Annotated in this window: 8 protein-coding genes; 2 read left to right on the top strand and 6 right to left on the bottom strand. The window is 72.6% G+C overall.

Annotated elements, in window-relative coordinates; all coding sequences use genetic code 11:
• Positions 1–91: 91 nt before the first annotated feature.
• Entirely contained in the window at positions 92–334 is a 243-nt protein-coding gene (locus SSPS47_RS22790; RefSeq protein WP_164252667.1) for a mycoredoxin, read from the top strand.
• 80 nt (positions 335–414) lie between these two features.
• Here SSPS47_RS22790 and nudC read toward each other — a convergent pair whose 3' ends face one another.
• The 6 genes from nudC to SSPS47_RS22760 all read right to left on the bottom strand — a co-directional run bounded on the left by nudC (position 415) and on the right by SSPS47_RS22760 (position 11,682).
• A complete protein-coding gene (gene nudC, locus SSPS47_RS22785) occupies positions 415–1,365 on the bottom strand; it encodes an NAD(+) diphosphatase (protein WP_164252666.1) in 951 nt (316 codons plus the stop codon).
• A gap of 37 nt (positions 1,366–1,402) precedes the next feature.
• Positions 1,403–2,809 carry a dipeptidase gene (locus tag SSPS47_RS22780; RefSeq protein WP_164252665.1) on the bottom strand — a complete coding sequence of 469 codons (1,407 nt, stop codon included), beginning with the start codon at positions 2,807–2,809 and terminating at the stop codon, positions 1,403–1,405.
• Positions 2,810–2,818: 9 nt separating this feature from the next.
• A complete protein-coding gene (locus tag SSPS47_RS22775; protein WP_164252664.1) occupies positions 2,819–6,478 on the bottom strand; it encodes an ATP-dependent DNA helicase in 3,660 nt (1,219 codons plus the stop codon).
• A 130-nt stretch (positions 6,479–6,608) separates the two neighbouring features.
• Positions 6,609–7,493 (bottom strand): hypothetical protein, encoded by an 885-nt coding sequence (locus tag SSPS47_RS22770; protein ID WP_164252663.1) that lies wholly within the window; start codon positions 7,491–7,493, stop codon positions 6,609–6,611.
• A 152-nt stretch (positions 7,494–7,645) separates the two neighbouring features.
• Positions 7,646–11,038: an ATP-dependent DNA helicase gene (locus SSPS47_RS22765; RefSeq protein ID WP_164252662.1), complete on the bottom strand. Its 3,393-nt coding sequence runs from the start codon at positions 11,036–11,038 to the stop codon at positions 7,646–7,648.
• A gap of 242 nt (positions 11,039–11,280) precedes the next feature.
• A complete protein-coding gene (locus SSPS47_RS22760; RefSeq protein ID WP_164254872.1) occupies positions 11,281–11,682 on the bottom strand; it encodes an MGMT family protein in 402 nt (133 codons plus the stop codon).
• 188 nt (positions 11,683–11,870) lie between these two features.
• On the opposite strand from SSPS47_RS22760, the gene SSPS47_RS22755 reads away from it, so the two are divergent.
• A complete protein-coding gene (locus SSPS47_RS22755; protein ID WP_164252661.1) occupies positions 11,871–14,603 on the top strand; it encodes a lysylphosphatidylglycerol synthase transmembrane domain-containing protein in 2,733 nt (910 codons plus the stop codon).
• The last annotated feature ends 15 nt before the right edge of the window (positions 14,604–14,618 follow it).

The raw sequence follows: 14,618 nt of genomic DNA, 5'->3' as shown, positions 1-14,618 counted from the left end.
TGGTCGTACAAGTACGGGAATGGTGACCAGGTCACGTACGTTCTCCTCTCAGCGAAGACATTTCGAGCCTGCCAGAGGAGCGCGAGAAGACATGCCGGGGACCGTGACGATGTACAGCACCACATGGTGCGGATACTGCCGTCGGCTCAAGGGCCAGATGGACCGCGAAGGCATCGCGTACACCGAGATCAACATCGAGCAGGACCCGGATTCGGCGGCGTTCGTCGAGAAGGCGAACGGTGGCAATCAGACGGTCCCGACCCTGCTCTTCGACGACGGATCGACGTTGACGAACCCGTCTCTCGCGCAGGTCAAGCAGAGGGTCGGCGCCTGAGCCCACGTGCGGTGCGCCGCACGACGGACGCGACAGCGTGTGAGCCCCCGCCGGCCGGCGGGGGCTCACACGTGTTCCGGTCAGTTCAGCGGCTTCGGCAGCGGCTTTCCGTACCAGAGCTCCGTCAGCCGTGCGGCGATCGAGATGCCCGACGGCGGCAGGACCTCGCCCGACTCGATCGCGGTCCGCAGGTCGTCGCGCGAGAACCAGCGCGCCTCCTGGATCTCGTCACCGTCCACGGTGATCTCGAAGGAGGTGGCGCGGGCCATGAAGCCCAGCATCAGGCTGGAGGGGAAGGGCCACGGCTGGCTCGCGACGTACTCGACGGCGCCGACGGTGATGCCCGCCTCCTCGAACACCTCACGGGCCACGGACTGTTCGATCGACTCCCCCGGCTCCACGAAGCCCGCCAGCGTCGAGAACCGCCCCTCCGGCCAGTGCACCTGACGGCCGAGGAGCGCGCGGTCCTGCTCGTCGGTGACGAGCATGATCACGGCGGGGTCGGTACGCGGGTAGTGCTCGGCACCGCACGCGGGGCAGCGGCGGATGTGGCCGGCCGCCGCGATCACCGTGCGCTCGCCGCAGCGGGAGCAGAAGCGGTGCAGCCGCTGCCAGTTCTCCAGCGCGACGGCGTGGACCATCAGACCCGCGTCGCGCGGGGACAGCAGCAGCGCGGCCTCGCGCAGCCCCGCGGGGCGTGCCGACTGGTCCATGCGGCCCGGCAGGGTGTCCTTCTGGAGCGCGAAGTAGCTGACTCCTTCCGCGTCCGTACCGAGGAAGTAGCGGTGGGTCTCGGTGAGGGGCGCCTCGAAGGACGGGGTCATGACGAGTTCGGTACGGCCGTCCGGGGTGTCGTCTATCAACACCTGGCCGGCGGAGACCACGAAGACCCGCGTCGTCGGGTGGCTCCACGCGGCGGCCAGCCACGCCTCGTCGAGGCGGTGGTGCGCGGCCCGGTCGATGCCACTGTCGGAGGTCAGGACGATCGGCCGGTGTGCGGCGGTTTCCCCGCCGCTGGTTGTGGTGCTCACTGGTACTTCCAACTCCCCCGGATGGATGGGTGTCTGTTCAGCGGAGAGCGGCGGCGAGATCGCTCCAGAGGTAGGCGGTCGTCTCCACGCCCTTCATGAGGAGGTCGATCTCGACCTTCTCGTCGGGCGCGTGCCAGCCGTCGGACGGTACGGAGATGCCCAGGAACAGCACGGGGACGCCGAGCACGTCCTGGAGGTCGGCGGCCGGTCCCGAGCCGCCTTCGCGGGTGAAGCGGATCTTCTGGTCGAAGGCGCGGCCCATGGCCCGTACGACCGACTGGAGCGCGGGATGGTCCAGCGGGGTCAGACAGGGGCGGGTGGCCGCGGCGAAGGTGGTCTTGTGGCGGACACCGGCCGGGATCCTGGCGTCGATCCAGTCACCGACAGCGCGCTCGATCCGGTCCGGGTCCTGACCGCCGACGAGCCGGAACGAGAGCTTCAGCCGCGCGGACGACGGGATGATCGTCTTGCCGCCGGGGCCCTGATAACCGCCGCCCATGCCGTTGACCTCGGCGGTGGGACGGGCCCAGACGCGCTCCAGCGTGGAGTAGCCCGCCTCGCCGAGCGTGCCGTGCGACTTGGCCGTACGCAGCCATGCCTCCTCGTCGAAGGGCAGTTCGGCGATGAGCGTGCGCTCGGCGTCGGTGAGCGGCGCGACGCCGTCGTAGAAGCCGGGCACGGTGACCCGCTCGTTCTCGTCGTGCAGCGCGGCCACGAGGCGGGCGGCGACGGTGGCCGGGTTGGGCACGGCGCCGCCGAAGGAGCCGGAGTGGATGTCCTGGTCGGGCCCGTACAGCTCCACCTCGCACTCCGCGAGGCCGCGCATCCCGGTGCAGACGGTGGGGGTGTCCGCGGACCACATGCCGGTGTCGCAGACGATCACGGCGTCGGCGGCGAGGCGGGCGGCCCGCTGCTCGACGAGCGCGCGGAAGTGCGGGGAACCGGACTCCTCCTCGCCCTCGACGAGCAGTTTGAGATGTACGGCGGGGGTCTCGCGGCCGGTGGCCGCGAGATGCGCCCGGACGCCGAGTGTGTGGAAGAACACCTGCCCCTTGTCGTCGGCGGCGCCGCGCGCGTACAGCCGCCCGTCCCGGACGACCGGTTCGAAGGGGTCACTCCGCCAGCCGTCCTCACGGGCTGCGGGCTGGACGTCGTGGTGGCCGTAGACCAGGACGACCGGGGCCCCCGGGTCGTCGGAGGGCCACTCGGCGAAGACGGCGGGGGCGCCGGGGGTGTCCCAGATCTCCGCGACCGGGAAGCCGGTCTCGCGAAGTTTCGCCGCGAGCCAGTCGGCGCTGCGCCGTACGTCCGCGTCGTGGTCGGGCTGCGCCGATACGGACGGGATGCGCAGCCACTCGGAGAGGTCGTCGAGGAAGGCCGCGCGGTGGGACCGGATGTAGTCACGGGTGTGCGTACGGACGGCGCTGTCCGGGGTCTCGCTCATACGTCGAGCCTATCCGGCTCCGGGGGTGGTCTCGTCTGCCGTTGCCCGTTCGGGACGCTGTTGCGGCATGTGTTCGCCAGCGGCGGCGGAGGAGGTGTCGTCGGCCGCGTGCTCGGTGCCGTGGCCGGTCGTGTGCTCGCTGCCGTACAGGAGGATGCGCTCCAGTCCGGCGCGTCCGGGCAGCCCCTCGGGGCGTATGGCCTCACCGCTGCGTACGTAGAGGAAGGTGGCCGTGACCGCGTCCGGCGCGATGCCGTGCTGCTCGGCCCAGGCCAGGCGGTAGACCGCGAGCTGGAGCGGGTCGCCGGTACGGCCGCGGCTGGTCTTCCAGTCGACGATCTCGTAGGTGACGGTGTCGGTCAGCGGGTCGACGTCGCGGTACACCGCGTCGATACGGCCCCGGATCACCCGGCCGGCGAGGGTGAGCTGGAACGGCGCCTCGACGCGGTACGGCGTGCGCCGGGCGTACGGGGTGCGGTCGAAGGCGTCCTTGAGTGCCGCCAGATCACGCTCGTCGGCGATCTCCGGCTCGTCCGCCGCTCCGCCGGGCAGCTCGTCGGGGCCGAGCATCGGGAGCGACAGTTCGTCGAAGCGGGACTCCACCCAGGCGTGGAACCGGGTGCCGCGGCGCGCCGCGCGCTGCGGCGGGCGGGGCATGGGGCGGGCCAGCTCCTGGGCGAAGGCGTCGGGGTCGGCGGCGAGACGCAGCAGTTGGGAGGCGGAGAGGGAGGGCGGTACGGCGACGTCACGGACGCGCGCGCGGGCGCGCAGCAGCTCTCCGGAGAGGGCGTCGAGGTCACGGTCCCAGGAGGCGAGGGTGCGGCGTTCCTCTGGGGTCAGACGCGCCTCCTCGGCCGGCGGCCGGGGGCTGGGCAGGCGCGCGGGACCCGCGGGCGCCGGTGCTGCGTCCGGCGCGTCCGCCCGGTGCTCCGGGCTCTGCGGTGTCCGCCGGTGCTCGCCTCCACTCTCCCAGTCGTCCCAGTCCGCCAGATCGTCGTGCTCCCACTCGTCGGCGGGGCCGGGTCCGTCCTCCGCCGGGTCGTACGAGTCGTAGGGCCCCTCCAGGTCGTCGTTCACGTCGTCCGGGTACACGTCGTCCGGCGGCGGGGCGTCCTCTTCAGGAGGAGGCTCGTCGTGGAGCTGGTCCGCCATCCCCGCGGACGCCGTCAGCGCGTCCAGGTGCGCCAGGACCGTGTCCGCCGCCGCGCGGCGGCGGGCCAGGGAGTCCGGGTCCAGCGGCAGGGGCCACGCCCGCGCCGTGTCCGCCGCGAGCAGCGCGGGGTTCTCCTCGGACTCCGGGGGCTCGTCGGCCCACACCTCGATCTCACCGAAACCGGCCGCGCAGTGCTCGTACAGGGCGTTCAGGAAGTCCGAGGGGCCACGGGCGCGCTTCTGCGTCGGACCCCACCAGTGGCCCGACCCCAGCAGCAGTGAGCGTGGGCGGGTGAAGGTCACATAGCCGAGGCGCAGCTCCTCCGTGTGCTGGTGGGCGCGCATCTCGTCCTTGAACGCCTTCAGGCCCCTCGCGTCCCATTCGGGGACGTCCGGGAGCGTCGGGGCGTCGCCGCGCAGGGCGTGCGGCAGGACCTTCGACTGGGACGTCCAGGCCTCGCGCGCCCTGCTGTTGGGGAACTGTCCGGTGACCAGGCCGGGGACCGCCACGACATCCCACTCCAGGCCCTTGGACTTGTGCGCGGTGAGGACCTTCACCGTGTTCTCGCCGCCGGGCAGCGCGTTGTCCAGGCCCTTCTCGTACTGCGCCGCCGTCCTGAGGAAGGCGAGGAAGGCGAGGAGCGTGGCGTCCCCGTCGAGCGCGGCGAAGGAGGCCGCCGTGTCGAGGAAGTTGCCCAGGGTCTCGCGGCGCCGCGCGGCCAGGGCGTGTGGGGACGCCGAGAGTTCGACCTCCAGGCCGGTGGTGGCGAGGACCCGGTGCAGGACGTCCATCAGCGGATCGGCCAGCGAGCGGCGCAGGTCGCGCAGTTCGGCCGCGAGCCGGGCGAAGCGGACGCGCGCGGCGGCGGAGAAGGGCAGAGCGTCGTCCTTGCCGCCGGCCGACTCCAGGAACGTGTCGAGCGCGTCCGCGAGCGAAATCACCTCGGCGGGGTCGGTGCCCTCGACCGCCGCCGCCAGTCGTTCGTCGGCATCGGCTGATTCGTCGGTGGAGCCGCCCTTCGTACGGTGGACCAGCAGCCGGGCGCGGCGGCCGAGGAGCGCCAGGTCGCGGGGGCCGACGCGCCAGCGCGGGCCGGTGAGCAGCCGTACCAAGGAGGCGTTGGCGCCGGGGTCCTGAAGGACCTCGCACATCGCCACGAGGTCGGCGACCTCCGGAAGATGGAGCAGCCCGGCCAGGCCGACGACCTCCACGGGCACGTCGCGGGCGACGAGCGCGCTCTGGATCGCGGGGAAGTCGCCGGCGGTGCGGCACAGCACCGCGATCTCGGCGGGCTCATTGCCCGTGCGCACCAGGTGCGCGATGGAGTCGGCGAGCCAGTCCAACTCCTCGGCATGGGTGGTGAGGAGGGCGCACCGCACGATCCCGTCGCGTTCGGCGCCGGGCGCGGGCCGCAGCGCTTCCACACCTTCGTGCATGGCGCGCAGCGGCCCGGCGAGGTCGTTGGCGAGATCGAGCAGACGGCCGCCGCTGCGGCGGTTCTCGCTGAGCGAGAAGCGGGCGGCCGGGGTGCCGTCGCCGTACGGGAAGTGGGCGGGGAAGTCGTCCAGGTTGGCGACGGAGGCGCCGCGCCAGCCGTAGATCGCCTGGCAGGGGTCTCCGACGGCCGTCACCGCGTGGCCGGTGCCGGAGCCGAAGAGGCCCGACAGGAGCAGGCGTTGGGCGACCGACGTGTCCTGGTACTCGTCGAGCAGCACGACACGGAACTCGTCGCGCAGAATACGGCCGACCTCGGGCCGGGTGAGGGCCAGTTCGGCCGAGAGCGCGATCTGGTCGCCGAAGTCGAGCAGGTCGCGGGAGCTCTTGGCCGCGCGGTACCGCCCCACCAGATCGAGCAGTTCGCGGCGGGCGCCGGCGGTCTCGGGCACCTTGCGCAGGTCGGCGTTGCTGAGCCGGACGCCTTCGAGGGTGCGCAGCAGTTCGGTGTCGTACGCGGCGAGTTCACCGGTGGGGACGAGATGTTCGGCGAGTTCGGCGTCGAGCGCCAGCAGGTCGCCGACCAGGGCGGGGAACGACCTGGTCAGGGCGGGATACGGGCCGGGGGCCTCCTTCAGCACCCGCGCGGCGAGTTGGTAGCGGGTGGCGTCCGCCAGCAGGCGGGCGGTCGGCTCCAGCCCGATCCGCAGGCCGTGGTCGGTGAGGAGCTGTCCGGCGAACGCGTGGTAGGTGGAGATGCGTGGCTCGCCCGGAGGGTTCTCCTGGTCGAGCAGGTCGGGATCGGTCACCCCGGCCCGTACGAGCGCCTTGCGGACCCGCTCGGCCAGTTCACCCGCCGCCTTGTTGGTGAAGGTGAGGCCGAGGACCTGCTCGGGAGCCACCTGGCCGGTGCCCACGAGCCACACCACGCGCGCGGCCATCACCGTCGTCTTGCCGGAGCCCGCGCCGGCCACGATCACCTGCGGGGCGGGCGGTGCGGTGATGCACGCCGTCTGCTCCGGGGTGAACGGAATGCCGAGGAGTTCGTTGAGCTGCGCGGGGTCGGTGATACGAGCGGACACTTCAGAGAGGCTATCGGGGACCACTGACAGGAGAACGACGGACGTATCCGGCAGAACGGGACGTCACGGCTGTCGGGTGCCGGACGTCACCGTCGTCGGTGGTCCCCGCGCCCCCGGGGCCGGGGCCCTCCTACGGCTGGGTGTCTCGCAGGTCGACGACTTCGGCGGCGGGCGGTGCCGTCGCGCTGACGGGTACTCCGAAGTCCCGGAAGAGGACCGTGCCGGGGGCCGCGCCGCCCTCGCTGACCGACCTCAGCAGATACGGCGCGCCCTCGGCCGCGACGAACGTCGTGCTCGTCACACCGTCCTGCCGCTTCACCAGGGTCACCGCCTTTCGGCCGTCGACCTCGGCGGCGGCGCCCCTGGTCAGTCCCTTCGCCCCCGCGGTGTCCAGACGGTTGAGCATCGCGTCCAGATCGCAGGCGCCGCCCAGCGCGCGCCCGGCGACCTCCTCGCCGGCCGGGATCTTCAGCCACTTGCCGCGGAGCAGTTCGACCAGTTGGTCGACGCCGCCGGTTCCGGCACTCGCGCTCGGGTCGGTGCCCGGGCCGGGGTCGGCGCTGCGGCCGTCCGGATTCCCGCCTGCGCTGACGGCCCGCCAGAATTCGTCGTCCCCCTTGAGATACGTGACGCCGTCCAGCACGGTGAACTCGGCCTCGCTGTCGTCACGGCGCAGACCTCCCGTGCAGGTGCCGCGCTCGTCGAGGGAGAAGTCGACCTTGAGGAGGCGGCCGTCGTTCGTGCCCTCCGCCGTCAGCCGCAGGGACCTCGCGCCCCTGGTCGCCGCCAGGGCCTCCTGGGCGATCCGCGCGGCGTCGAGGCCCGCGAACGGACCGGCCGACGGCGCGCCCGTCGACGGCGCAGCCGCCTGCTTCGCGGCGGCCCCGGCGGCGTCCGTGGCGACCGCACCCTCCGTCACCTCGGTGGCACCGCCGGTGGAACAACTCGCCAGCGCGGCCGCCGTGATCGCGCTCATCAGCGCCGGCATCAGGAACTTCCGTTTGATCGCGGTCATCTGTTGTCTCTCCTCGCACATCTGGCACATCCGCCACGTCCGGCGCGTCCGGCACGTCTCGCGATCCGTGCCTGACGTGCCGTTCCCCTTCCGGTCGCACGAGGAGCCGTGAAGGGTGCATGTGCACGAGGGGATTCATACGGGAGGGGCACTCACTCCACGATCTGCCGGCCCTCCGGTCGCGCGCTGCAGGACGCGCGGAAGGAACAGTGCGCGCAGTGCTGGCCGGTGCTCGGTGTGAAGCGTTCGTCCAGTACACGCCCGGCCGCCGTCGCGAGCAGATCGCCGACCCACTCGCCCGCGAGCGGCTCCTGCGCCTGGATCCTGGGCAGGTTCTCGCCGCCCTCCTTCTTGGGCGCCGCCTGCCGAAGTTGTACGAGTTCGGCGCCGCCCGCCTCCGGCCGCCGCCCGTCGAAGACCTCGTCCACCGCGCCCTCCCCCACGGCGAGCTGGTACACGGCGAGCTGCGGGTGGTGCGCGACCTCCTCCTTGGTAGGAGTCGCTTTCCCGGTCTTGAAGTCGACGACGTAGGCGCGCCCCTGGGCGTCCTGCTCCACGCGGTCCATGGAGCCCCGGATGCGTACTTCGTAGGCACCGGCCTCAAGGGTGACGTCGAAGGCGTGCTCGGTGGCCGCCGGTGTGCGCCCGGCGCGGTCCATCACGTGCCAGCGCAGGAAGCGTTCCAGCGCCACGCGCGCGTGCTGCTTCTCCTGCTGGGACTTCCAGGGCGCGTCGAAGGCGAGCGAGTCCCAGACGGAGTCCAGGCGCTCCATGAGGACGGCGAGGTCGGCGGGGGTACGGCCGGAGGCCACCTCGTCGGCCAGGACATGGACGACGTTGCCGAACCCCTGGGCGGCGGTGGGCAGCTCGTCCGCCTTGACCTCCCGCCCGAGGAACCACTGGAGCGCACAGGTGTTGGCGAGCTGGTCCAGCGCACTGCCGGAGAGCGCGACGGGCTGGTCCCTGTCACGCAGGGGCACGGCGCTGTGCGTCGGCTCGTACAGGCCCCACCAGCGGTGCGGGTGGGCGGCGGGGACCAGCGGCTGGCCCTCCTCGTCGCTGAGCGCGGCGAGCCGGGCGAGCCGGCGGGCCGCCGCGTCGCGCAGCGCGGGCGCCGCCTGCGGGTCGACGGTCGTGGCGCGCAGCTCGGCGACGAGCGCGGCGACGGCGAGCGGACGGCGTGGCCGGCCGGTGACGTCCCTGGGATCGGCGCCCAGTTCGGTGAGGAAACGGGACGGCTGGTCGCCGTCGTCGGCGGGAGCCCTGACCGCCGTGACGACGAGCCGTTCGCGGGCGCGGGTCGCCGCCACGTAGAAGAGGCGTCGCTCCTCTGTGAGGAGGGCGCCGGGAGTGAGGGGTTCGGCCAGGCCGTCACGGCCGATCCTGTCCGCCTCCAGAAGAGAGCCGCGCCGCCGGAGGTCGGGCCACAGCCCCTCCTGGACTCCCGCGACGACGACGAGCCGCCACTCCAGGCCCTTGGAGCGGTGCGCGGTCATGAGGCGGACGGCGTCGGGCCGTACGGCCCTGCCGCTGAGCGTGTCGGCGGCGATGTCCTGCGCGTCGATCTCCTCAAGGAAGTTCAGGGCGCCGCGCCCGCCGGTACGTTCCTCGGCCCGGGCTGCGGCGTCGAACAGGGCGCACACCGCGTCCAGGTCGCGGTCCGCGTTACGGCCGGCGGCGCCGCCCCGCAGTGCGGAGCGCTCAAGCCGTGCCGGCCAGGGGGTGCCGTCCCACAGCTCCCACAGCGCCTCCTCGGCGGTACCGCCGCCCGCGAGCAGGTCACGCGCCTTCGCGAGGAGCGCGCCGAGCCGCTGCGCGCCGCGCGCGTGGGCGGGGTCGTGTGTGACGAGCCGCTGCGGTTCGGCGAGGGCGCGGGCCATCAGCTTGTCGGAGGGTGGTGGTACCCGGTTGCCGGCGGCCCGCTCCTCGTCGCGCAGCGCCCGGCCGAGACGGCGGAGGTCGGCGGTGTCCATACCGCCGAGGGGCGAGGTGAGCAGCGTGAGCGCGGTCTCGACGTCGAGCCAGTCGCTCTCGACCCCGCTGTCGCTCTCCGTGCCGGTCTCGTCGGTGCCGACGGTCTCCTCCAGGGCCCCGGCCCCGGGCTCGACCTCGCCCTCGGCCCCTGTCTCCGCCTCGCCGTGCGCCGGCCTCACCGCCGCCGTCGCGACCGCGCGCAGCGCCGTCAGCAGCGGCGACACCGCCGGTTCGTGGCGCAGCGGCACATCGTCGCCGTCGATCTCCAGCGGAACGCCCGCCGAGGTCAGGGCCCTGCGTACAGCGGGGATGGTCCGGCCCCCGGCCCGTACCAGCACCGCCATCTCGCGCCACGGCACGCCTTCCTCAAGATGCGCGCGCCGCAGGATGTCGGCGATGTTCTCCAGCTCGGTCGATGCGGTCGGGTAGGTGTACGTCTCGACGCGGCCGCCCTCGCGGACCGCCGCCAGCTCGCGGTGTGCCCGCACCTTCTCCGCCGGGAGCCGGTTGAGCGGCATCCGGCGGGTGAGCAGCCGGGTCGCGGCGAGCAGATCGGCTCCGGCGCGCCGGGAGGTCGTCAGGACCTCCACCGGGGCCGGACGGCCGTCGGCGCGCGGGAAGGCGTCGGGGAAGTCGAGGATGCCGTTCACGTCGGCGCCCCGGAAGGCGTAGATCGACTGGTCCGGGTCACCGAAGGCCACCAGCGTCCGGCCGTGCCCGGCGAGCGCCTTGAGCAGTCGGACCTGCGCCGGGTCCGTGTCCTGGTACTCGTCGACGAAGACCGCGTCGTACCGGTCGGCCAGCCGCTCGGCGACCTCCGGCCGTTCCGCGAGCAGCACGGCGCGGTGGACCAGTTCCGCGTAGTCGAGGACGCCCTGCATGTCCAGGACGTCGAGATACTGGGCGAGGAAGGACGCCGCCGCCGTCCAGTCGGGGCGCCCCGTCCGCCGCGCGAAGACGGACAGGGAGTCCGGGCCGAGTCCCAGCTCACGGCTGCGGGCGAGCACCGCACGCACCTCGTCGGCGAAGCCGCGCGTGGTGAGGCAGGCCCGCAGCTCGTCGGGCCAGCGGATGTGCGCCAGCCCCTCGCGCTCCAGGTCGAGCTGGCCGGAGAGCAGTTCCCGTACGGCGACGTCCTGCTCCGGTCCCGACAGCAGCCGCAGCGGCTCCGTGAAGAGGTCGGCCTCCTGATGGGCGCGGATCAGGGCGTAACAGAATGAGTGGAACGTGGTCGCCTGCGGCCCCTGCGCACCGCCCAGCCGGACCGCCGTACGGTCGCGCAGTTCGACCGCCGCCTTGCGGCTGAAGGTGAGGACGAGCATCCGTTCCGGATCGAGGCCGCGCGCGACCCGCGCGGCGACACTCTCGACCAGCGTCGTCGTTTTCCCCGTGCCGGGACCCGCCAGGACGAGCAGCGGTCCGCGGTCGTGGTCAACCACCGGACGTTGCGCTGCGTCCAGCACAGGAGGATCCGCCGGAGCGGGCGTCGTACGCACCAGTCGGTACGCACCGGAGGTCCGCTGCCGTACCCGACGGTGCGGGGTACGCCCGGTGAAAGAGGAGGAGCTCACGTGGATCGCCGGTCCTGGAGGGGGTGCTGGTGGTGACGGGGCTTTCTGGGGTGTGTGTGCCGCGAGCTGACGAGGCTACGCCGTGGGACGGCGCGGAGGCGGGGAGTCCGCCCGCCGGTCCGGCGGCCTTCACAGTCACCGCGGTCGCGGCAGTCTCCTCGATCGCCGTGTCGAGTCGTCATCCGTACGGTCCCCAGGGGACTCGCAGGACCTCCCGCGACGCGCCGGAATGTCACAAACTGTCAGATGTGAGCAGCATCGCCCGTATCAGCGCCCGTTTCCGGTGGTCGGCCGTCCCATCGCGCCCGTTTCATATCGAGGCGCGGCAGATGCCCCTCGCAGGCGCGCGACGCCTCCCGCAGCGGGGTGCCCTCCTCGCGGTAGTGGGCCAGGGCCCGCAGCTCGTGACCGGCCAGCAGCACACCGTCCGAGCGGACCACACGCCACCAGGGCACGGCCCCGCCGTACAGCGCCATCGCGCGGCCGACCTGGCGCGGGCCGCCCTCCCCCAGCCACTCGGCCACGTCGCCGTACGCCATGACCCGGCCCGGCGGGATCAGGTCGGCGACATCGAGCACCCGCTCCGCGTACTCGGGCAGTTCTCCGGACGCCTCGTCGGGCTCGTCGCTCTGCATCCGTCCCATCCTGCCGCACGGCACCGACAGTCGGTCCGACCGCTCGGCCCGGCCGGACGGCATGTCCCGCACACGCGGCGCGGTGTTCCTCAATGCACCCTGATACCCCCCTCTGTCACCCTGGCGTGCCACCATCGTGCGGGCGGTGACCGGTGATACGAGATCAAGAAGACACGGACTCGACGAAGGAGCAGGGCGTGCAGCCTCCGACGGTGGCGGGCAGCCCTGAGGCCGAGCCACGCCCCGATCCGGCCGCCGACGACAACGTGAAGCCCGAAGCCGACACGGACCCCGACGGCACGCCCCGCCGGGTCGTTCCCCCCGGCAGCCACGCCGACCCGCTCTCCGGAGACGAACCGCTGCTCGCCGCCCGCGTGCACCGCCCGTCCGACCTGCTGCGCCTGCTCATCGGCATCCTCGCCATCGCGATCGTCCTCGGCCTCTCCGCCTTCGCCCACGGCACGACGTCCGGTCTCGAACAGGACATCAGCAAGGGCACCGGCCAGGCCCCCGACCTGCTCGTCAAGGTCGCCGGCCTGATCTCCAGCATCGCCGTGCTGCTCGTCCCGGTCGCGTTCGCGATCGAGCGGCTGATCAAACGCGACGGCCTGCGCATCGCCGACGGCGTCCTCGCCGCCGTCCTCGCGCACGGTGTGACGCTCGCCACCGATCTCTGGGTCGCCCGCGCGGCACCCGGTTCCATCCAGGACGCGCTGACGCGCGCGCAGCCCGGCGAAGGGCTCACCGACCCCGTTCACGGCTATCTCGCGCCCGTCATCGCCTATATGACGGCCGTCGGGATGGCCCGCAGACCGCGCTGGCGCGTGGTCCTGTGGGTGGTGCTGCTGCTCGACGCGTTCGCGATGCTGGTCGCCGGCTACACCACACCGTTCTCGATCATCCTCACCGTGCTGATCGGATGGACCGTCGCGTACGGCACGCTCTACGCGGTCGGCTCCCCGAACGTACGGCCGACCGGCCAGACCCTGATGGCGGGTCTTCGCCATGTGGGATTCCGCCCCGTCGGCGCGATGCGCGCCGAGCCCGACGACACCGCCGACTCCACCGAGCAGGGTGAACGGGGCCGCCGCTATCTGGTGACGCTCGACGAGGGCCCACCGCTGGACGTCACCGTCGTCGACCGGGAACAGCAGGCACAGGGCTTCTTCTACCGGGTCTGGCGGCGCCTCACCCTGCGCTCGATCAGCACCCGCCGCTCGATCCCCTCCCTGCGCCAGGCCCTGGAGCAGGAGGCGCTCCTCGCGTACGCCGCCATCGCCGCCGGCGCCAACGCGCCCAAGCTGATCGCCACTTCGGAGCTCGGCCCCGACGCCGTCATCCTCGTGTACGAGCACATGGGCGGGCGCTCACTGGACTCGCTGGCGGACGACGAGATCACCGACGAGCTGGTGCGCGGTGCCTGGGAACAGGTCAAGGCGCTCCAGTCGCGCCGTATCGCCCATCGCAGGCTCACCGGCGACGCGCTGCTGGTCGACCGGGACGGCCAGGTGATCGTCACCGATCTGCGCGGCGGCGAGATCGCCGCGGGCGACGTGGTGCTGCGGATGGACATCGCGCAGCTCCTCACCACGGTCGGACTGCGGATCGGCGCCGAACGCGCGGTGGCCACCGCCGTGGACGTCCTCGGCCCCGACACCGTCGCCGACTGTCTGCCGCTGCTCCAGCCGATCGCGCTCAGCCGCTCCACGCGCGCGACGCTGCGCCGACTCGCCCGTGAGCGGTCCCAGCGCGAGCGCGAGGCGGTGCTCCAGGCGTCCCTGGCGGCCAAGCACTCCCGTACGTCGGAGGCGAAGGCACCGGTCACGGACGCCGAGCGCAGGGCGGCCCGCAAGTCGCTGCGCGCCGAGAAGCAGGCCGAGAAGAGGGCGCTGGACGACGCGCAGGAGGGCGCGCGCGAGGAGGACCTGCTCTCCCAGATCCGTGCGCAGGTACTGCTCATCAGGCCGCAGGCACCGGTCGAGCCGGTCCGTCTTGAGCGGATCAGACCACGCACCCTCTTCAGCTTCATCGCGGGCGCCGTCGCCGCGTACTTCCTGCTGTCGAGCCTCGCCGGTATCGACTTCGGCACGGTCGTCGCGGAGGCCCACTGGGGCTGGGTGGCCGCGGCCGCCCTGTTCTCCTCGCTCAGCTACTTCGCCGCCGCGATGAGCCTGCTCGGCTTCGTCCCGGAGCGGGTGGGCTTCCTGCGTACGGTCGTCGCGCAGGTCGCCGGGTCCTTCGTCAAGATCGTCGCCCCGGCGGCGATCGGCGGAGTGGCCCTCAACACCCGTTTCCTGCAGCGTGCGGGCGTACGACCGGGGCTCGCCGTGGCCAGCGTCGGCGCCTCGCAGCTGTTCGGCCTCGGCGCGCACATCCTGCTGCTGCTCCTCTTCGGCTATCTCACCGGTACGGAGAAGACCGCCTCCCTCACCCCGTCGAGGACGGTGATCGCGGGTCTGCTGACGGTCGCCGTACTGGTGCTGGTCGTCACCGCGATCCCGTTCCTGCGCAAGTTCCTGGTGACGCGGCTGCGTTCGCTGTTCGCCGGGGTCGTGCCGCGCATGCTCGACGTGCTCCAGCGGCCCATGAAACTCGCCACCGGCATCGGCGGCATGCTGCTGCTGACCGGTCTGTTCGTGATGTGTCTGGACGCCTCCGTGCGGGCCTTCGACAACGGCGATCACGGGCTGAGCTACGCGAGCGTCGCCGTCATCTTCCTGGCGGGCAACGCGCTCGGATCGGCCGCTCCGACACCGGGCGGGGTGGGAGCCGTCGAGACCGCGCTGACCGTCGGTCTGGTGGTGACCGGCGGCGTGCCCTCCGAGGTGGCGGTCCCGGCGGTGCTCCTGTACAGGACGCTGACGCTGTGGCTGCCGGTGCTGCCCGGGTGGATCTGCTTCAGCCACCTCACCCGCAAGGGAGCCCTCTGAGACCGGTCCCCGAGC

The organism is Streptomyces sp. S4.7 (genome assembly GCF_010384365.1).
Taxonomy (GTDB): domain Bacteria; phylum Actinomycetota; class Actinomycetes; order Streptomycetales; family Streptomycetaceae; genus Streptomyces.
Note: the sequence above shows the minus strand (reverse complement) of the source record. Positions and strands in the feature narration are given on the sequence as shown.